The organism is Bradyrhizobium sp. U531 (assembly GCF_051710265.1).
In the GTDB taxonomy this organism is placed as follows: domain Bacteria; phylum Pseudomonadota; class Alphaproteobacteria; order Rhizobiales; family Xanthobacteraceae; genus Bradyrhizobium.
In genome coordinates, this window is record NZ_JASVEN010000002.1 from 645,434 (window position 1) to 663,349 (window position 17,916).

Here is a 17,916-nt window from a genome sequence, read left to right on the forward strand (position 1 = left end):
ATTCTCCCCAAGGCCTTGATCACCAAGGCGCCTTCGCCGCCAAGGCCTTAACCACCAGATCCAGCTTTGCGCCCGGCCCGCGCATCCCGCTTCGCGCCAACTTTCGCCGTTCTAACACGCGAGCGCCAAATTCGTCCCATGACAGATGCGTCATGGCAGGCCTCTCGGCGGGCTTGCTGGCGACCGGCGGCAAGACACTGGCCAAGCCGGCAAGGATCGCCATATAACACAGGCGAAATTCGGGAATTTTCATGAGCGCGCTGGCCAATCACGCATTTGCCAAGATGAACGGCATCGGCAACGAGATCGTCGTTGTCGACATGCGCGATTCCGCAGGGCCGGTGACGCCCGACGACGCCCGCGCGGTGGCGTCCGCGAATGGCGGCGTGGCTTACGACCAGCTCATGGTGCTGCAGAAGCCGAGGCTCGACGGCACCGAAGCCTTCATCCGCATCTACAACAATGACGGCTCGGAGGCCGGCGCCTGCGGCAATGGCATGCGCTGCGTGGTGCGGCGCATCTTCGAGAAGAACGGGCAGACCAATGCGACGTTCGAGACCGCGGCCGGCCTGCTCAATGCCTGGCAGGGTCCGGCGCCCGATCTCTACACCGTCGACATGGGCGTGCCGAAGTTCGGCTGGAAGGATATCCCGCTGGCGGAAGAATTCCGCGACACCCGTTACATCGAGTTGCAGATCGGGCCGATCGACAAGCCGATCCTGCATTCGCCCTCCGTGGTGAGCATGGGCAATCCGCATGCGATCTTCTGGGTCGACGACGTCAACGCCTACGAACTCGAGCGTTTCGGCCCCTTGCTCGAAAACCATCCGATCTTCCCGGAGCGCGCCAACATCACGCTCGCCCATATCGTCGATGACCAGCACATCACCATCCGCACCTGGGAGCGCGGTGCCGGCCTGACCAAGGCTTGCGGCTCGGCGGCCTGTGCCACGGCGGTCGGCGCGGCGCGCCTGAAGCGGACCCAGCGCAATGTCGAGATCACGCTGCCCGGCGGCAAGCTCGGCATCGAATGGCGCGAGCGCGACGACCACGTGCTGATGACGGGCACCGCGACCTTCGAATACGAGGGCAAGTTCGATCCGGCGCTGTTCGCGCCGGCCGCCTGATGGCCGTCGACATCGTCACCTTCGGCTGCCGCCTCAATGCTTTCGAGGCCGAGGTGATCCGCCGCGAGGCGGAAGCTGCGGGGCTCGAAGACACCATCGTCATCAACAGCTGTGCCGTCACCAACGAGGCGGTGGCGCAGGCGCGGCAATCGATCCGCAAATTTAAGCGCGAGCGCCCCTCGGCGCGCATCGTCGTCACCGGCTGCGCGGCGCAGACGCAAAGCGGCATGTTCGCCGACATGGCCGAGGTCGACCGCGTCGTCGGCAATGACGACAAGATGCGAAGTGACGCGTGGCGTGAGACGCGCGATGCGTTCGATCTCGGCGCCAGCGAGAAGATCGCGGTCAGCGACATCATGGCCGTGACGGAGATGGCGCCGCATCTCGTCGACGGCTACGCGAGCGGCCTGCCGCGTGTGTTCGTGCAGGTGCAGAACGGCTGCGACCATCGCTGCACCTTCTGCATCATTCCTTTCGGCCGCGGCAATTCGCGCTCGGTGCCGATGGGCGCGGTGGTCGAGCAGGTGCGCAATCTCGCCGCGCGCGGCCATGCCGAGATCGTGCTGACCGGCGTCGATCTCACCAGCTACGGTGCCGACCTTCCGGGCTCGCCGAAGCTCGGCATGCTGACGAAGCAGATATTGCGGCACGTGCCGGAATTGAAGCGCCTGCGCATTTCCTCGATCGATTCGATCGAGGCCGATGACGATCTGCTCGATGCCATCGCCGGCGATGCGCGGCTGATGCCGCATCTGCATCTGTCGCTGCAATCCGGCGACGACATGATCCTCAAGCGCATGAAACGGCGGCATTCGCGGCAGGATGCGATCGCGTTCTGCGAGCAGGTGCGCCGCCTGCGTCCCGATATCGTCTTCGGCGCTGACATCATCGCGGGCTTCCCGACCGAGACGGACGATATGTTCGCGCGCTCGCTCGATCTTGTCGGGGAATGTGGCCTGACGTTCCTGCACGTCTTCCCCTATTCGCCGCGCCCCGGCACGCCGGCTGCGAAGATGCCGCAGGTTGCGGGCGGTGCGATCAAGGAGCGCGCGAAGCGGCTGCGCGCGGCAGGCGAAGCAGCGCTGCGTCAGCGGCTGCAAGCCGAGATGGGCAAGACGCGCGAGGTGCTGATCGAGAGCGATGCGCAGGGGCGTACGGAGCATTACCTGCCGGTGGCGATTTCGGGCGAGCGGGTCGGAAGCGTCGTGCCGCTGATGATTGCCGGCAGCGATGGTGAGCGGCTCACCACGCAATAGAGCTGCGAATCATGTGCGGCGCTCTATCCTCAACGTCGTCCCTGCGCACGCAGGGACCCATACCGCGTGATCTATCGGTCGCGGATGGTGCTCGTCCCAACGAAGCAGAGCCACGGACAGCCGTCGCCAAACTGTCTTCTGTGGTTATGGGTCCCTGCGTGCGCAGGGACGACACCGCGGCTGTGGTGCGCAGTTCGACTCGAACAGAGTCTACGACGCCCGCACCTGCCAGAACCGCAGCGTGCGCTTGGCATCCTCGACCGTCATGCGCGCGTAGAGCGCTTGCGCCCGCGAAAGATCCGCCGGCTTCATGGCGCCGGTCGCGAAACGGCATTCGAGCACGGCAATGGTGGTGTCCCAGCCGAGCTGCGCGGCCTTGCAGGGCACCAGCAGGCCGTCCTCACGCAGGCTCTGCATCAGCGGCCGAATCACCTCGACGGTCGATCCGGACAGGGCTGCCAGCGCCGCGGCGGTCTCCTCATAGCGGCGCTGCCTGGCGAAGCCGAGCAGCGCGGCCTCGTTGAGCTGACCGGTGGCCTTGAGCATCGCAATGGCGCGCTTGGCGCCCTCGAAATCGCGGACACCCGACATCTCGCGCTCGACGCCGACGGTGACGGCGGCGATCGCGCCCTGGATCTCCTCGAACAGATGCGGCGGCGCGCGCGACAACAGGCGGGTGCGCACGGCATCGGTCGCCGAGCGCAGCAATCGGCGACGCAGCTCCGACGGCAGGTCGACGCGGACGCCGACGCTGACCGCAAGTTCGGGGTCGGCCTCGGCCTGGGCGACCATGACGGCAAATCCATTTCCGGAGACGCGCGCGCCGGGATTGGCGGCGAGCCTGCGGCTGACGCTGGGATAGCGGCGGGCCAGAAGTGCGTCGGTGACGATCTCCTTCAGCCACCAGCGGCCGGCCATCGCAAGCAGATGCGGCTCGCTCTTAGCGGAGGCGATCTTCACCAGTTCGCCGTCGTCGAGGCGGGCGGATTCCTGCAGCACGGGGCCGGCGATGCGGATCTCGTCGTTGCTGGCGAGGCGGCGGATTACGGAGGGCGGCGCCTGCGCGACCGGCGCCAGCTGCGCGCTGATCTCGGCGAGCGCGACGCGCGCGCCCATGTCGGCCAGCGCACGCAGCTCGATGGTGCCGATCAGGCGATCGAGCACCTCGTCGAACAGCGCGATCTGCTCGTCGTCGAAACTGCCGGCGGAGGAGAGAAACAGGTCGGTGACGCGGCGGGCGGTCGCCAGGCCCTTTTCCGGCGAGCCGGTGCGAATCGCAGATTCGACCTCGTCGATGATCGATAGCCCGGCCGTAGACATGACGCGTTGCTCGTCCTGAGCGAATGACGGAAGCTTGTTCTAAGCAACCGTCATCATGAGGGACGAGGACTGAAGGTTTCGTAAACCATGGGGCGGGATGGCCACAGGCCGTATCGGGGCCTTCATGGTTCGAGACGGCCGCTGCGCGGCCTCCTCACCATGAGGGACTAAACGACTATTCCCCGTTCCAGCCGCAGGCCCTGAGCTTCTCGTGCATGTGGGGCGGGGCGGGCGCCACGACGCGGACCGGCTCCTTGTTGCGGGAGATCGGCACCACGATCTCGCGGGAGTGCAGATGCAGCTTCGGCTCGCCGAAGCGCGGGCCGTTGCCGTAAATGTTATCGCCGAAGATCGGCCAGCCCGTTGCCGACGAATGCACCCGCAATTGATGGGTCCGCCCGGTCACCGGTTCCATGGCAAGCCAGGTGAAGCCCTCGCCCCGGCCCATCACCTTCCAGTTGGTGATCGCCTTCTGCCCGTCCGGATCGGGCTTCTGCCACCAGCCGCGCTCGGCATTGAGCCGGCCGAGCGGCATATCGATCGTGCCTTCGTCCTCGGCAGGTCCGCCCTCGACCACGGTCCAGTAGGTCTTGCCGATCTTGCCGTGCTTGAAGAGGAGGCCGAGCGAGGCGGTGGCCTTGCGATGGCGGCCGAGCACGAGACAACCGGAGGTGTCCTTGTCGAGCCGGTGGGCCAGCACCGGCGGTCGCGGCAGGCCGAAGCACAGCGCCTGGAAGGAATCCTCCAGATTGGCGCCGCCCTTGGGGCCGCGATGCACCGGAAGGCCCGAGGGCTTGTCGATGATCAGCATCAGCCCGTCGCGATGGAGCACGCGCGCCTGGATCTCCTCGGCGGTCAATTGGGGAACATCGAGCAATTGCAGGACCTTCGGACAAGACTTTCGTTTGGGGGCGGGAACGGCTAACACACCCCCGCCATGAACGATACCACGTCAGATCCCCCCAAGCTGAGCTGGTGGCGCCGCCTGTCCAACGGGCTGAAGCGCACCTCGTCCTCGCTCGGGACCGCGGTCGCAGACCTCGTCACCAAGCGCAAGCTCGACCGCGCCATGCTCGACGACATCGAGGACGTGCTGCTGCGTGCCGACCTCGGCACCTCAGTCGCGGTCCGGATCGCGGATGCCGTCGGCACCGGCCGTTATGACAAGGCGATCTCGGCGGACGAGGTCAAGGACGTCGTCGCGACCGAAGTCGAAAAGGTGCTGTCGCCGGTGGCGAGGCCGCTTGAGATCGATGAGGCCAAAAAGCCGTTCGTGATCCTCGTGGTCGGCGTCAACGGCTCCGGCAAGACCACCACCATCGGGAAACTCTCGCAGAAATTCGCCAGCGAAGGCCGCAAGGTGATGCTGGCCGCCGGCGACACCTTTCGCGCAGCAGCGATCGAGCAGCTGAAGGTTTGGGGTGAGCGGACGAAGACGCCGGTCATCGCGGGTGCGCAGGGCTCGGATTCGGCAAGCCTCGCCTTCAACGCGCTGACGGCGGCGAAGGAGCAGGCCACCGACGTGCTCCTGATCGACACCGCCGGCCGCCTGCAGAACAAGGCCGAGCTGATGAACGAGCTCGAAAAGGTCGTGCGCGTCATCCGCAAGGTGGACGACACTGCGCCGCATGCCGTGCTGCTTGTGCTGGATGCGACCGTGGGCCAGAACGCGCTGTCGCAGGTCGAGGCCTTCCATCGCACGGCGGGGGTCACCGGTCTCGTGATGACCAAGCTCGACGGCACCGCGCGCGGCGGCATCTTGGTAGCGCTCGCAGAGAAGTTCAAACTGCCGGTGCATTTCATCGGCGTCGGCGAAGGCGTCGACGATCTCGCAGCCTTCACCGCGCGCGACTTCGCGCGCGCCATCGCCGGAATCGAAGCATAGGTTTCTCGTCATGCCCCGCGAAGGCGGGGCATCCAGTACGCAGCAGCGCTCGTTGTAGATCACTGGCGTCTCGGAATACTGGATCCCCCGCCCCCGAGCGCAATTGCGCACTAGGCGGGGGATGACGCAAAAAAGGGTACGTAATGGACAAGACCCAGCCGCATCCGCTGTTCAAGCTCGCGACCGAGCTCGGGCCGCTGCTCGTGTTCTTCTTCGTCAATGCGAAGTTCAATCTGTTCGCCGCGACCGGCGCCTTCATGGTCGCGATCGTGGTGGCGATGGTCGCCTCCTATGTGGTGACGCGTCACATCCCGATCATGGCGATCGTGACGGGTGTGGTCGTGCTGGTGTTCGGCACGCTGACTTTGGTGCTGCACGACGAGACCTTCATCAAGGTCAAGCCGACCATCATCTACGGCCTGTTCGCCGCGATCCTCGGCGGCGGCCTGCTGTTCGGCCGCTCCTTCATCGCCGTGATGTTCGACCAGGTGTTCAACCTGACGCCGCAGGGCTGGCGCATCCTCACGCTGCGCTGGGCGCTGTTCTTCGCCGGCATGGCGGTGCTGAACGAGATCGTCTGGCGCACGCAGAGCACGGACTTCTGGGTGAACTTCAAGGTGTTCGGCGTGACCCCGCTGACCATGATCTTCGCCATCGCCCAGATGCCGCTGACCAAGCGCTATCACCTCGAGCCGGTCTCGCTGGAGCGAAGCGAGGCCGAGGCGGGGGACATTAGCAAGGGGTAGTGCCGGCTCCGGGCGGGGCTGCCAACCACCACCCCACCTATTCACGCTGACGTGCACTTCACGCGCGCAGCTGATCGGGTCGAGCGACGCGTCCGGCGGGTTCCTTCATCGCTCTGTAACCGCAAGCTGAGATTCTTCGGCTCTGGACCTTGTCCGAACGGCCGCAGGCGATAGCCTCTGGTAGTGAAGAGAGGATGCCGCGCCGGAGGGCCCGGTGATGAGTGCAAAGCAGGACCACACCGCTGAACACCTGATTGAGTACCTCCGGCAACTCGCTCCGCAGGTCCGGCGCCGCCTGCTTGCCGAACTGGAGCGGCTGCATCTTCTCGGCGAGGACATCCCGCATTCCGAGCCATTGATCGCGGCGCTGCGTGCCGAGTTTCGCAACACGGGTCAAAATCACTACCGCGTCGGAAATCCCTCGCGTTACTTCTTCGAGCCGCTCGAGCCGGTGCTGGTCGACAGCGCGCCGGAACGGGCCAATGACGGACAGATCGCCCGTGGATCGCTCGCACCGATCTGGAGCCTCGTGACCGAGCAACTGCTGCGCAGCATGGCCGCCGACTACATCGCCAATGCGACCAAGGCCATCTCTGCCGACAAGCAGCCCGAGGCGCGGCAGATGGCGCAGGTATTCCAGAAGAAGGTGCTGACCTCTCTCAACGGCCAGCTTGGTTCTGCCGAGGGGGTAGCCGGCATTCGCGACGGGCTGATGGCCTATACCAGCTCCCATGCGACGTTCGATGACCTCAAGAAGATGCTGCGCTGTCTCGAGCTGCAGCGGGAGCTCGACGATTTCGGCCGTGCGCTTGCGCCCAAGATCGCCCGGCTCGAGGGCGCCAGCCTCGACAAGGTCCTTGGTCTCCTGAGCGCGCTCAAGTCCAGGCGCGTCGATGCCGTGCCGTTCGCGCTCACGATCCTCACAAGGCGTCTGGAAAATCCATGGGAGCTGCTGTCGCTCGCGACCGCGACAGCCGACGACCGGGCTGCGGCGCGGATCGCGGCGGGTCCCTTGGCGATCGCGGTTTCGATGGTGCTCGATCAGATCGAGCAGAAGCACCATCTCCTGCTCTTCGCGCTCAGGAACAATCGCCCGGTGCGGGCCAGGGAGATCGTGAGCGAGATCTACCGGATCGAACAGGCGCTGCGAACGCAGATCGAACTCAAGGGGTCCGGCTGGGCGAAGCGCCTCGATGACCTGATGACTGATGTCCAGGCCGCCGTCGACCTGGAGGTCAGCAGCATTCCAGGCGATCACCGGCACCTGACGCACATTCTGGAATCGCCGCGGCTGCGCCCGGATGATTCCTTCGGCCACAAGGTCGGTCATATCTTCGAGAAGGGCTGGGATGTCGTGGCTGGCCTGCTCGCGGGCCACGCGGACCCGACCGATCGTCGCGACGACGCGCCGTGAACTCACGCGCTCGGGCAGCTTGCCCGCGTCACGATCAGCTTCCTGCCTTGAGCGCCTTCTCCAGCTCCGGCATCAGCACCGTCTTGAGGTTTTGCGGCGTGATCGGGCCGACCAGCTTGTAGACGATGGTGCCCTCGCGGCCGACGACGAAGGTTTCCGGCACGCCGTAGACGCCCCATTCGATCGAGGCGCGGCCGTTGGCGTCGACGCCGACATGGCCGAACGGGTTGCCGTAGCGGCCGAGGAAGCGCCGCGCATTGTCGGATGCGTCCTTGTAATTGATGCCGACGAGTTGGAAGCGCTGGTCCTTGGCGAGCTCGGTCAGCAGCGGCGCCTCGTCGTGGCACGGTACGCACCAGGAGGCCCAGACGTTGACGAGGCTGACCTTGCCCTTGAACATCGCGGGGTCGAGGCCGGGCACCGGCGCATTGGCGGCCTGCAATCCTTCCAGCGGCGGCAGCGTGGTCTGCGGCACGGGACGACCGATCAGCGCGGAGGGAATCCGCGAGATGTCGCCGCTGCCGAGCCGGAACCAGAACAAGAGCGCGAGCCCGATGAAGGCAATCAGCGGCAGCGCCATCAGGAAGGTGCGGCGCTGCGGCGCTGCTGAGGCAGGTTGATCGCTCATCACAGGTCCGTGGCGTTGCGACCGGACCGGCGCGTGATGCCGCGCTCCTCCAGTTCGCGCAGGCGCTGCGTCTGGCTGCGATAGTCCAGCGCGATCCAGCCGATCAGGACCACGACCACGAGGGCCGCCGCGGCATAGGACGTCACGATGAAGGAGGCATAGGGACCGAGCGACATGATCAGGCGGCCCCGGCTTCTTTCGAGGCGCCTTGTCCGCGCGAGGAGGCGCCCATCTCGCTCGAGAACGCCACGCGGCTCGCCTGCATCATCTGCAGGGAGCGGACACGGCGGCGTAGGATTTCGTTGCGCATCGCGGCGAGGTGCAGCGTGACGAACAGCAGCGTGAAGGCGATCGCCATCACCAGGAGCGGAATCAGGAACGATTTGTCGAGGGCCGATCCGCCCATGCGCATCACCGAGGCCGGCTGATGCAGCGTGTTCCACCAGTCGACCGAGAACTTGATGATCGGCAGGTTGAGCGCGCCGACCAGGGTCAGCACGGCGGCGGCGCGCGCGGCGCGCGAGGGATCGTCGACCGCGCGCCACAGCGCCATCAGGCCGAGATACATCAGGAACAGGATCAGCACCGAGGTCAGGCGGGCATCCCATTCCCAATAGGTGCCCCACATCGGACGGCCCCACAGCGATCCCGTGAGCAGCGCGAGGAAGGTGAAGGCGGCGCCGATCGGAGCGGCGGCCTTGGCGGCGACGTCGGCGAGCGGATGCCGCCACACCAGCGTGCCCAGCGAGGCGATGCTCATCACGCCCCACACGAACATCGACAGCCAGGCATTGGGCACGTGGATGAACATGATCTTCACGGTCGCGCCCTGCTGGTAGTCATCGGGCGCCAGCGCGGTTTGATAGAGACCGATCGCAAGCAAGAGAACGGTCGCGGCCGCAAGCCACGGCAGCACCCGCGCTGTCAGCGCAAGGAACCGCGTGGGGTTGGCGAGGTCGATCAGTGTCATGGTACCCTGATAATCGTCGGTGGCCGCTCAGGCAATCAGCACGAAAGCGAGCGGCGAAAGTTGATCGGCGTCAAAATCGATCGAGGCCTGTTCAGTCGAGTCCGTGCCGCAGGCTCGCTGCGGCTGCGAACGGGCCGACGACCAGGCTGACCAGCGACAGCGCGCACAGGATCGAGAACGGCGCGCCGAACGTCATGGGGCCGACGATCACCGCCTGCGAGGCCGCCACGCCGAAAATCAGTACCGGAATCGACAGCGGCAGCACCAGCACCGCCATCAGCAGCCCGCCGCGGTGCAGCGTCACCGCCAGCGCCGCGCCGATCATGCCGGTGAAGGTCAGCGCCGGGGTGCCCGCCAGCAGCGTCAGCGCCACCGCCCCGGTCGCGACCATGTCGAGGTTGAGCAACAGGCCGAGCACGGGGGTTGCGACAATCAGCGGCAGGCCGGCGGCCAGCCAATGAGCCAGCGCCTTGGCGGCGCAGGCGAGTTCCAGCGGCGTTCGGCTCATCGTGATCAGGTCGAGCGAGCCGTCCTCATGGTCGGCCATGAACAGCCGGTCCAGGGTGAGCAGGCTCGCCAGCAGCGCGCCGAGCCAGAGAATGGCCGGCCCCAGCCGCGACAGCAGGGCCAGATCCGGGCCGACCGCGAACGGCATCAGGACCACGACGGTCAGGAAGAACAGCACGCCGATCAAGGCCCCGCCGCCGACGCGGAGCGCGATCCGGATGTCCCGGCGGATCAGGGCGGACAGGGCGGTCATGGGAGGCTCCCGTCGTGCCTCAAAGGCGGTGCGCTCCCTCCCCCGCTTGCGGGGGAGGGTTGGGGAGAGGGTGTCTCGGCAACGAAGATTCCCCCAGAGGACAGAACCCTCAACCGCGCCTTCGGCGCGACCTCTCCCGCAAGCGGGAGAGGCGAGGGAGCCCGCGGCAGCGGCTGTTTCGTGGGCGCGAGGGCGGAGGCCAGCCACTCGAAAAGCTGAGGGTCGATCGGAATCATACCGCACCCCCGATCCGCAACTCCCGGGATTCGATCCCGAGCGGAGCATGGGTGGCCGCGACGATCATGCCGCCGCGGGACAGGTGCTCGCGCATCAAGCCGCCGAACATGTTCTGGCCGGCGACATCCAGCGCGTTGGTCGGCTCGTCCAGCAGCCAGACCGGGCGGCGGACCGTCAGCAGGCGCGCCAGCGACAGCCGGCGGCGCTGGCCGGCCGACAGGAAGCCCGCGGGCAGGTGGGTGGCATGCTCCAGCCCCACGGTGGCGAGGCCCTCGGCGAAGTCCAGGCGCTCGCCGCCGAGGAAATCGGCCCAGAACGTCAGATTTTCGGCCACGCTGAGGGCCGGCTTGAGGGCATCGCGATGGCCGAGATAGTGGCACTGCTCGGGCAGCGACAGCTCGGCATCGCCACCCGCGAGCGCGATCCTGCCCTCGGCCGGGACCAGCAGGCCCGCGATCAGCCGCAGCAGCGAGGTCTTGCCCGATCCGTTGCGGCCGACCACCGCCACGGCCTCGCCCGAGACCGCCGAGAAATCGAGCCCGGCGAACACCTGGCGGCCGCCCCGCACGCAGGTGAGGGCGTGTCCGGAGAGCTGCATCTCGCCTCGTTTCAATTCACTCAAAGCCGGGCCTCAGGAAAACTTGGGGTAGCGCATGGGAATTTTTGGCTCGCGGTTGCTGCGGCACGATTGTGGCTGTGGCGGCGCGGTTAGAAAGCTTCTATAAGCCCGGAACTACTTGATGCAGCAACTCAACCTGCCCCTGCAAGCGGCCCAGCCTGATACGCTGACGGTGTTAAGATACCCTGCCGGGTATAACTAACCATTGGGATTTCCTACATGACCTCGCTCGACAGCTTCAAATGCAAAAAGACCCTCAAGGTCGGCGCCAAGACCTATGTCTATTACAGCCTGCCCACGGCCGAGAAGAATGGTCTGAAGGGAATTTCCAAACTTCCCTATTCGATGAAGGTCCTGCTCGAGAACCTGCTGCGCAACGAGGACGGGCGTTCGGTCAAGAAAGAGGACATCGTCGCCGTCTCGAAATGGCTGCGCAAGAAGTCGCTGGAGCATGAGATCGCGTTCCGCCCGGCGCGCGTGCTGATGCAGGACTTCACCGGCGTGCCGGCCGTGGTCGACCTCGCCGCGATGCGCAACGCGATGCAGAAGCTCGGCGGCGATGCCGAGAAGATCAACCCGCTGGTCCCCGTCGACCTCGTCATCGACCACTCCGTGATCGTGAACTTCTTCGGTGACAACAAGGCCTTCGGCAAGAACGTCGCCGAGGAATACAAGCAGAACCAGGAGCGCTACGAGTTCCTGAAGTGGGGCCAGAAGGCGTTCTCGAACTTCTCGGTCGTGCCGCCCGGCACCGGCATCTGCCACCAGGTCAATCTCGAATATCTCTCCCAGACGGTGTGGACCAAGAAGGAGAAGATGACGGTCGGCAAGAAGACCGGCACCTTCGAGGTCGCCTATCCCGACTCGCTGGTCGGCACCGACTCGCACACCACCATGGTCAACGGTCTGGCCGTGCTCGGCTGGGGCGTCGGCGGCATCGAGGCGGAAGCCTGCATGCTCGGCCAGCCGCTGTCGATGCTGCTGCCCAACGTCGTCGGCTTCAAGCTGAAGGGCGCGATGAAGGAAGGCGTCACCGCCACCGACCTCGTGCTGACCGTCACGCAGATGCTGCGCAAGCTCGGCGTCGTCGGCAAGTTCGTCGAGTTCTTCGGCCCCGGCCTCGACAACCTCTCGGTTGCCGACAAGGCGACCATCGCCAACATGGCGCCCGAATACGGCGCGACCTGCGGCTTCTTCCCGGTCGACGCCGCCGCGATCGACTATCTCAAGACCTCCGGCCGCGCCGCGCCGCGCGTCGCGCTGGTGCAGGCCTATGCGAAGGCGCAGGGCCTTTTCCGCACCGCCAAGTCGGCCGATCCCGTGTTCACGGAAACGCTCACCCTCGATCTCGCCGACGTCGTGCCGTCGATGGCCGGTCCGAAGCGTCCCGAAGGCCGCATCGCGCTGCCCTCGGTCGCCGAAGGTTTCTCGCTCGCGCTCGGCACTGAATACAAGAAGGCCGAGGAGCCGACGAAGCGCTTCGCCGTCGAAGGCAAGGACTTCGAGATCGGCCATGGCGACGTCGTGATCGCCGCCATCACCTCCTGCACCAACACCTCGAACCCGAGCGTGCTGATCGGTGCCGGCCTGCTCGCGCGCAACGCCGCTGCGAAGGGCCTGAAGGCCAAGCCGTGGGTGAAGACCTCGCTCGCCCCGGGCAGCCAGGTCGTCGCCGGCTATCTCGCCGATTCCGGTCTGCAGAAGGACCTCGACAAGGTCGGCTTCAACCTCGTCGGCTTCGGCTGCACCACCTGCATCGGCAATTCCGGTCCGCTGCCGGATGAGATCTCGAAGTCGATCAACGACAACGGCATCGTCGCCGCCGCCGTGCTCTCGGGCAACCGCAACTTCGAAGGCCGCGTCTCGCCGGACGTGCAGGCGAACTACCTCGCCTCGCCGCCGCTGGTCGTCGCGCACGCGCTCGCCGGCAGCGTCACCAAGAACCTCGCGGTCGAGCCGCTCGGCGAAGGCAAGGACGGCAAGCCGGTGTACCTGAAGGACATCTGGCCGACGACGAAGGAGATCAACGCCTTCATGAAGAAGTTCGTGACCGCCGCGATCTTCAAGAAGAAGTATGCCGACGTGTTCAAGGGCGACACCAACTGGCGCAAGATCAAGACCGTCGAGAGCGAGACCTATCGCTGGAACATGTCGTCGACCTACGTGCAGAACCCGCCCTATTTCGACGGCATGAAGAAGGAGCCGGAGCCGGTCACCGACATCGTCGAGGCACGCATCCTCGCCATGTTCGGCGACAAGATCACCACCGACCACATCTCGCCGGCCGGTTCGATCAAGCTGACCTCGCCCGCGGGCAAGTATCTCAGCGAGCACCAGGTGCGTCCCGCCGACTTCAACCAGTACGGCACGCGCCGCGGCAACCATGAAGTGATGATGCGCGGCACCTTCGCCAACATCCGCATCAAGAACTTCATGCTGAAGGGCGCCGACGGCAACATCCCCGAGGGCGGTCTCACCAAGCACTGGCCCGACGGCGAGCAGATGTCGATCTACGACGCCGCGATGAAGTATCAGCAGGAGCAGGTGCCGCTCGTGGTGTTCGCCGGCGCCGAATACGGCAACGGCTCCTCGCGCGACTGGGCTGCCAAGGGCACCCGCCTGCTCGGCGTTCGCGCCGTGATCTGCCAGAGCTTCGAGCGCATCCATCGCTCCAACCTGGTCGGTATGGGCGTGCTGCCGCTGACGTTCGAGGACGGCACCTCCTGGTCGTCGCTCGGCCTGAAGGGCGACGAGAAGGTCACGCTGCGCGGCCTGGTCGGCGAACTCAAGCCGCGCCAGAAGCTGACCGCGGAGATCGTCTCGGGCGACGGTTCGCTGCAGCGCGTTTCGCTGCTCTGCCGCATCGATACGCTGGACGAGCTCGATTACTACCGCAACGGCGGTATCCTGCACTACGTCCTGCGCAAGCTCGCCGCCTAAGCGCGAATTTGTGAACGGTGGCTCACCGCGACGTGAGTAGAAGGTTAAACGAAGGCGGCCTATCACAAGGCCGCCTTCGTGCGTTCAGGGTACGTATCGGATTGGCCCGCCCGGCGGAAAACGGTCCTTTGACGGTGGCTTGGGTGGACGAATGCGTCGTGCCCGTAAGACTACGGTGACCATCAGGCGATAAGATCCTCTCCACGAGTGACGGTGTGTGACGTTCGACATGACAACAATGACGGCCTCTCATCTGGTTTCGCGTTGGTCCGGTGCGCTCTGGTCGGGAGCTCTCGGCGTCTGCGCCATCGTCGCCGCCATCGTTCCCGCCTCCGCCGATCCGCGCGCCGTCGTCGAATTGTTCACCTCGCAGGGCTGCTCCTCCTGCCCGCCCGCCGACAAGATCATCGGTGACCTCTCCAAGGATCCTTCTGTCATCGCGCTGAGCATGCCGATCGATTATTGGGACTATCTCGGCTGGAAGGACACGCTGGCGGATTCGCGTTTCTCCGCACGGCAGCGCGCTTATTCGCGCATGCGCGGCGACCGCGAGGTCTACACGCCGCAGGTCGTGGTCAACGGCTCGACCCATGTCATCGGCAGCGATCGCTCCGGTATCGAGAACGCGATCGGCAACACCGACAAGGGCATGGGCGTGATGAGCGTGCCGGTGACGATGTCGCTCGCCGGCAAGCAGATCAACGTGTCGGTCGCCGCGAGCAAGGAGCCGACCGTCTCGCATGGCGAGGTCTGGATCTGCTCGATCGCCAAATCGGTTTCGATCGCAATCAGCCGCGGCGAGAATCGCGGGCAGCAGGTCACCTATCACAACGTGGTGCGCAACCTGCTCAAGGTCGGTGATTGGACCGGACGTTCGGAAAGCTGGACGGTGCCGATCGAGAATCTCACGCGCGACGGCGTCGACGGCGCGGTGGTCTATGTCCAGGACGGCAGCCGCGAGAAGCCCGGTCCGATGCTCGGCGCTGCCTACACGTCGCTGCACTGATTCTCTAGCGTCGCACTCTGCTCTCAACCCTCATGGTGAGGAGCGCGCTCCTGCGCGCGTCTCGAACCATGTAAGGCCCCCGCTGATGCAGTTCGGGCTTCGATCCTTCGAGACGCGCGCAAGAGTGCGCTCCTCGGGATGAGCACAGAGAGTCTTTTCGCTGATGTCTGGAAAAAACGCGGCGCGCCGGAAACATCCCGACACAAACAAAAAAGGACCAACTTGCGTTGGCCCTCCTTGTCGCGCGTACAGACCCGATCCTGTTCGACCCCGGGGGGCTGGGGGCTGAGGAATCCGGAACCGAAAGGACCGGGTCAACGCACACGAATCTTTTCGCAATGCAGGGCGGCGGGCGATGGGCGGAAAAGCGGCGATCCTGTGATTCCTTCTAACGATCCCGTGACGGCTTGCCGCGACAGAGTTCCACCTTTGCGTGTGGCGCGAGTCACAACTGATTCGATGGGTTGAATCCGGCGCGTTCCCAGGTTCCATCAAGAGCCTTGCGGCGAGCAACGGTTGGCGCAATCATGCCGTTGTCATGATCCTCCGGTTCCGGGGACGGTTCGCGGGGCCGCGGTCATGTCATGCGATGACGTAGCGATGAGGAGACTCTCCATGAGTCTGTCGGAGGATGCCGATCCCAGCGAGCAGCGCGCGGCGGCGCGCCCCGCTGCGAATGCGCAACAAAGCAGGGTGACGTTCAACCGGATCGAGCTGCACCGTATTCTCAATCTCTACGGCCGCATGGTCGCCGACGGCGAGTGGCGCGACTACGCCATCGATTTCCTGAAGGACCGCGCCGTGTTCTCGGTCTATCGGCGCGCTTCGGAAGTGCCGATCTACCGCATCGAGAAGGACCCGCGCCTGGCGCGCAAGCAGGGCATGTACAGCGTGATCTCGGCCACCGGCCTGATCCTGCGCCGCGGCCACGAGCTGGAGCGCGTGCTGCTGGTGATCGATCGCAAGCTGGCGGTGGTGTAGCGGGATCAATGGTCGTCATTCCGGGGCGCGACGAAGTCGCGAGCCCGGAATCCATTCAACCACCGTCTGTGCCGCTCAATGGATTCCGGGCTCGCGCTGCGCACGCCCCGGAATGACAAGTAGAGACCTATTTTGTCGGAATGCTCTTCGCGCCCTCGCCAAGGTCGCGCTGCATCATCACCGTATCCAGCCAGCGGCCGAATTTCAGCCCGACGCTCGGATGCGTGCCGATCATCTTGAAGCCGCCCCGGGTGTGCACGCCGATCGAGCCGGCATTGGCGGAATCGCCGATCACCGCGATCATCTGGCGGTAGCCGCGCGCCTCGCACTCGGTGACCAGCCGCTCCAGCAGCCTCGCGCCGATGCCGCGGCGATGGAAGGAGGGATCGAGATAGATCGAGTTCTCGACCGTGAAGCGATAGGCCGGCCGGGGCCGGTAGGCGCCGGCATAGGCATAGCCGGCGACGCGGCCCTCGAGGATGGCGACGAAATAGGGATAGCCGCCGTCGACCAGCGCGCGATAGCGGCGCGTCATCTCGGCCAGGTCGGGCGGCTCCAGCTCGAACGTCGCGGTGCCCTCGCGGACGGCCTGCTGATAGATGGCGGTGATGGCGGGAAGGTCGGCCTCGGTCGTGGGCCTGATGTCAGGTGCGGTCATGGCATCAGCCTAAAGGCTTCCCGGGACCGCTGGAAGGGGCCGCGCCGCCTCCACACCCGTCATTGCGAGCGCAGCGAAGCAATCCAGAAATGCATCCGCGGAGGGACTCTGGATTGCTTCGTCGCTTCGCTCCTCGCAATGACGAGGAGAGAGACGTCGCCTGTAGCCCGGATGGAGCGCAGCGTAATCCGGGGCAATCGTATCCGCGGAGAGGCCTGGCCCGGATTTCGCTGCGCTCCATCCGGCCTGCGGGGCACGGGGTGTGGCTGCCATCCCCCAAACAAAAACCCCGGCCTCTCGGCCGGGGTTCGTGTCCGTTCTCTGGGCCTGGCGCTTAGTCGCGCTGGCCGAGCAGCTGCAGCAGCAGCGTGAACAGGTTGATGAAGTTCAGGTACAGCGACAGCGCGCCGGTGATGGCCGCACGCTCTGCGATGTCACCGCCGGCCGAAGCGTAGCCGTAGATGTAGTCGTTCTTCAGCCGCTGGGTATCCCAGGCGGTGAGGCCCGCGAACACCAGCACGCCGACCACCGACACGATGAACTGCAGCATCGAAGAAGCCAGGAACAGGTTCACCAGGCTCGCGATGATGATGCCGATCAGGCCCATGAACAGGAACGAGCCCATCCCGGTCAGGTCACGCTTGGTGGTGTAGCCGTAGAGGCTGAGCGCACCGAAGGTCGCCGCGGTGATGAAGAACACCCGCACGATCGAGGTGTGCGTGAACACCAGGAAGATCGACGACAGCGAGATGCCCATCAGCGCCGAGAACACCCAGAACAGGATCTGGGCGGTCGAGGGAGCCAGACGGTTGATGCCCGCCGAGATCACGAACACCATGGCGAGCGGCGCGAGCATGAACAGCCACTTCAGCGGGCTGACGAACATCGCGTAGCCGAACGGCGTCAGGAACATCTTGCCGACGCGGACGGCGTCCGCGGTCGGCACGTCGGTCACGGCAGCCATGTAGACACCGAGCGCGGCAAGGCCGGTGATGGCCAGGCCGATGCTCATGTAGTTGTAGATGCGCAGCATGTAGGCGCGCAGGCCGGCATCGACCGTCGCGGCGTCAGCACGCCCGGCGGCCCTGCCGAAAGGAGAAGCGTAGTTACGGTCTAGGTCCGACATGGTCGAATTCCCGTTGGTTGGTCCGGTCCGGCATGAGGGTCGCCATGCCGCCGGTTCTTCAAACTCTATCTCGGATACCGACGCCAACCGACTAAATTTTGGCTAACAATCGGGGCTCCGAACCCATTCGATATGTGGGAAACTAACACATTCGCTGCAACCTTCCACGCGCGGCTGAATGTCGCCCTTGGCGGCAATCCTGACGCGAACCTGACGAGCAGTCGTGGTTAATCGCGGGAATCG

Annotated in this window: 17 protein-coding genes; 8 read left to right on the forward strand and 9 right to left on the reverse strand. The window is 65.4% G+C overall.

Annotation, left to right across the window (positions count from 1 at the left end):
* Positions 1–251 precede the first annotated feature (251 nt).
* Positions 252–1,127, forward strand: a complete 876-nt coding sequence (dapF, locus tag QRQ56_RS14965) for a diaminopimelate epimerase (RefSeq protein ID WP_438741078.1) — start codon at positions 252–254, stop codon at positions 1,125–1,127.
* A complete protein-coding gene (gene mtaB, locus QRQ56_RS14970; RefSeq protein WP_438741079.1) occupies positions 1,127–2,383 on the forward strand; it encodes a tRNA (N(6)-L-threonylcarbamoyladenosine(37)-C(2))-methylthiotransferase MtaB in 1,257 nt (418 codons plus the stop codon). Before dapF ends, mtaB begins: the two co-directional genes overlap by 1 nt.
* Positions 2,384–2,593: 210 nt before the next feature.
* Here mtaB and QRQ56_RS14975 read toward each other — a convergent pair whose 3' ends face one another.
* Positions 2,594–3,703, reverse strand: a complete 1,110-nt coding sequence (locus QRQ56_RS14975) for a DUF2336 domain-containing protein (protein WP_438741081.1) — start codon at positions 3,701–3,703, stop codon at positions 2,594–2,596.
* 175 nt (positions 3,704–3,878) lie between these two features.
* A complete protein-coding gene (locus QRQ56_RS14980; RefSeq protein WP_438741083.1) occupies positions 3,879–4,580 on the reverse strand; it encodes an RluA family pseudouridine synthase in 702 nt (233 codons plus the stop codon).
* A gap of 60 nt (positions 4,581–4,640) precedes the next feature.
* On the opposite strand from QRQ56_RS14980, the gene ftsY reads away from it, so the two are divergent.
* From ftsY to QRQ56_RS14995, 3 genes are all read left to right on the forward strand, one after another.
* Positions 4,641–5,588: a signal recognition particle-docking protein FtsY gene (gene ftsY / locus QRQ56_RS14985; protein ID WP_438741085.1), complete on the forward strand. Its 948-nt coding sequence runs from the start codon at positions 4,641–4,643 to the stop codon at positions 5,586–5,588.
* 143 nt (positions 5,589–5,731) lie between these two features.
* The gene (locus QRQ56_RS14990) at positions 5,732–6,334 is read left to right on the forward strand and encodes a septation protein A (RefSeq protein ID WP_438741088.1); all 603 of its coding nucleotides are present in this window, start codon (positions 5,732–5,734) and stop codon (positions 6,332–6,334) included.
* Positions 6,335–6,551: 217 nt separating this feature from the next.
* On the forward strand, positions 6,552–7,748 hold the full coding sequence (locus tag QRQ56_RS14995; RefSeq protein WP_438741090.1) for a hypothetical protein: 1,197 nt from the start codon (positions 6,552–6,554) through the stop codon (positions 7,746–7,748).
* A 34-nt stretch (positions 7,749–7,782) separates the two neighbouring features.
* Here QRQ56_RS14995 and QRQ56_RS15000 read toward each other — a convergent pair whose 3' ends face one another.
* The 5 genes from QRQ56_RS15000 to ccmA all read right to left on the reverse strand — a co-directional run bounded on the left by QRQ56_RS15000 (position 7,783) and on the right by ccmA (position 10,941).
* Positions 7,783–8,376: a DsbE family thiol:disulfide interchange protein gene (locus QRQ56_RS15000; protein ID WP_438741092.1), complete on the reverse strand. Its 594-nt coding sequence runs from the start codon at positions 8,374–8,376 to the stop codon at positions 7,783–7,785.
* Positions 8,376–8,558 (reverse strand): heme exporter protein CcmD, encoded by a 183-nt coding sequence (gene ccmD / locus QRQ56_RS15005; RefSeq protein WP_438741481.1) that lies wholly within the window; start codon positions 8,556–8,558, stop codon positions 8,376–8,378. The genes QRQ56_RS15000 and ccmD overlap by 1 nt, the downstream gene beginning before the upstream one ends.
* Positions 8,555–9,346 carry a heme ABC transporter permease gene (locus tag QRQ56_RS15010; RefSeq protein ID WP_438741094.1) on the reverse strand — a complete coding sequence of 264 codons (792 nt, stop codon included), beginning with the start codon at positions 9,344–9,346 and terminating at the stop codon, positions 8,555–8,557. The genes ccmD and QRQ56_RS15010 overlap by 4 nt, the downstream gene beginning before the upstream one ends.
* Before the next feature lie 91 nt (positions 9,347–9,437).
* Positions 9,438–10,106, reverse strand: coding sequence for a heme exporter protein CcmB (gene ccmB / locus QRQ56_RS15015; protein ID WP_061880182.1), 669 nt, complete (start codon positions 10,104–10,106; stop codon positions 9,438–9,440).
* 232 nt (positions 10,107–10,338) lie between these two features.
* Positions 10,339–10,941, reverse strand: coding sequence for a heme ABC exporter ATP-binding protein CcmA (gene ccmA, locus QRQ56_RS15020; protein ID WP_438741483.1), 603 nt, complete (start codon positions 10,939–10,941; stop codon positions 10,339–10,341).
* Positions 10,942–11,181: 240 nt separating this feature from the next.
* Between ccmA and acnA the strand changes: the two genes are divergently transcribed.
* From acnA to QRQ56_RS15035, 3 genes are all read left to right on the forward strand, one after another.
* The gene (gene acnA / locus QRQ56_RS15025; protein WP_438741096.1) at positions 11,182–13,902 is read left to right on the forward strand and encodes an aconitate hydratase AcnA; all 2,721 of its coding nucleotides are present in this window, start codon (positions 11,182–11,184) and stop codon (positions 13,900–13,902) included.
* Between the two features lie 229 nt (positions 13,903–14,131).
* Entirely contained in the window at positions 14,132–14,908 is a 777-nt protein-coding gene (locus QRQ56_RS15030) for a DUF1223 domain-containing protein (protein ID WP_438741099.1), read from the forward strand.
* Positions 14,909–15,523: 615 nt separating this feature from the next.
* Positions 15,524–15,889, forward strand: a complete 366-nt coding sequence (locus tag QRQ56_RS15035) for a DUF2794 domain-containing protein (protein WP_438741101.1) — start codon at positions 15,524–15,526, stop codon at positions 15,887–15,889.
* 127 nt (positions 15,890–16,016) lie between these two features.
* Here the strand turns inward: QRQ56_RS15035 and QRQ56_RS15040 are convergent, their stop codons facing one another.
* Both QRQ56_RS15040 and QRQ56_RS15045 read right to left on the reverse strand, forming a co-directional pair.
* Positions 16,017–16,547 (reverse strand): GNAT family N-acetyltransferase, encoded by a 531-nt coding sequence (locus tag QRQ56_RS15040; protein ID WP_438741102.1) that lies wholly within the window; start codon positions 16,545–16,547, stop codon positions 16,017–16,019.
* 334 nt (positions 16,548–16,881) lie between these two features.
* Positions 16,882–17,673 (reverse strand): Bax inhibitor-1/YccA family protein, encoded by a 792-nt coding sequence (locus QRQ56_RS15045; RefSeq protein WP_438741103.1) that lies wholly within the window; start codon positions 17,671–17,673, stop codon positions 16,882–16,884.
* Positions 17,674–17,916: the final 243 nt, after the last annotated feature.

Coding starts and splice junctions, on each gene's coding strand:
- mtaB (WP_438741079.1), top strand. CDS start 1,127: ATGGCCGTCGACATCGTCACCTTCGGCTGCCGCCTCAATGCTTTCGAG.
- dapF (WP_438741078.1), top strand. CDS start 252: ATGAGCGCGCTGGCCAATCACGCATTTGCCAAGATGAACGGCATCGGC.
- QRQ56_RS15000 (WP_438741092.1), bottom strand. CDS start 8,376: ATGAGCGATCAACCTGCCTCAGCAGCGCCGCAGCGCCGCACCTTCCTG.
- QRQ56_RS15010 (WP_438741094.1), bottom strand. CDS start 9,346: ATGACACTGATCGACCTCGCCAACCCCACGCGGTTCCTTGCGCTGACA.
- ccmA (WP_438741483.1), bottom strand. CDS start 10,941: ATGCAGCTCTCCGGACACGCCCTCACCTGCGTGCGGGGCGGCCGCCAG.
- QRQ56_RS14995 (WP_438741090.1), top strand. CDS start 6,552: ATGAGTGCAAAGCAGGACCACACCGCTGAACACCTGATTGAGTACCTC.
- QRQ56_RS14975 (WP_438741081.1), bottom strand. CDS start 3,703: ATGTCTACGGCCGGGCTATCGATCATCGACGAGGTCGAATCTGCGATT.
- QRQ56_RS15030 (WP_438741099.1), top strand. CDS start 14,132: ATGACAACAATGACGGCCTCTCATCTGGTTTCGCGTTGGTCCGGTGCG.
- QRQ56_RS14990 (WP_438741088.1), top strand. CDS start 5,732: ATGGACAAGACCCAGCCGCATCCGCTGTTCAAGCTCGCGACCGAGCTC.
- acnA (WP_438741096.1), top strand. CDS start 11,182: ATGACCTCGCTCGACAGCTTCAAATGCAAAAAGACCCTCAAGGTCGGC.
- QRQ56_RS15040 (WP_438741102.1), bottom strand. CDS start 16,547: ATGACCGCACCTGACATCAGGCCCACGACCGAGGCCGACCTTCCCGCC.
- ccmB (WP_061880182.1), bottom strand. CDS start 10,106: ATGACCGCCCTGTCCGCCCTGATCCGCCGGGACATCCGGATCGCGCTC.
- QRQ56_RS15035 (WP_438741101.1), top strand. CDS start 15,524: ATGAGTCTGTCGGAGGATGCCGATCCCAGCGAGCAGCGCGCGGCGGCG.
- QRQ56_RS15045 (WP_438741103.1), bottom strand. CDS start 17,673: ATGTCGGACCTAGACCGTAACTACGCTTCTCCTTTCGGCAGGGCCGCC.
- ftsY (WP_438741085.1), top strand. CDS start 4,641: ATGAACGATACCACGTCAGATCCCCCCAAGCTGAGCTGGTGGCGCCGC.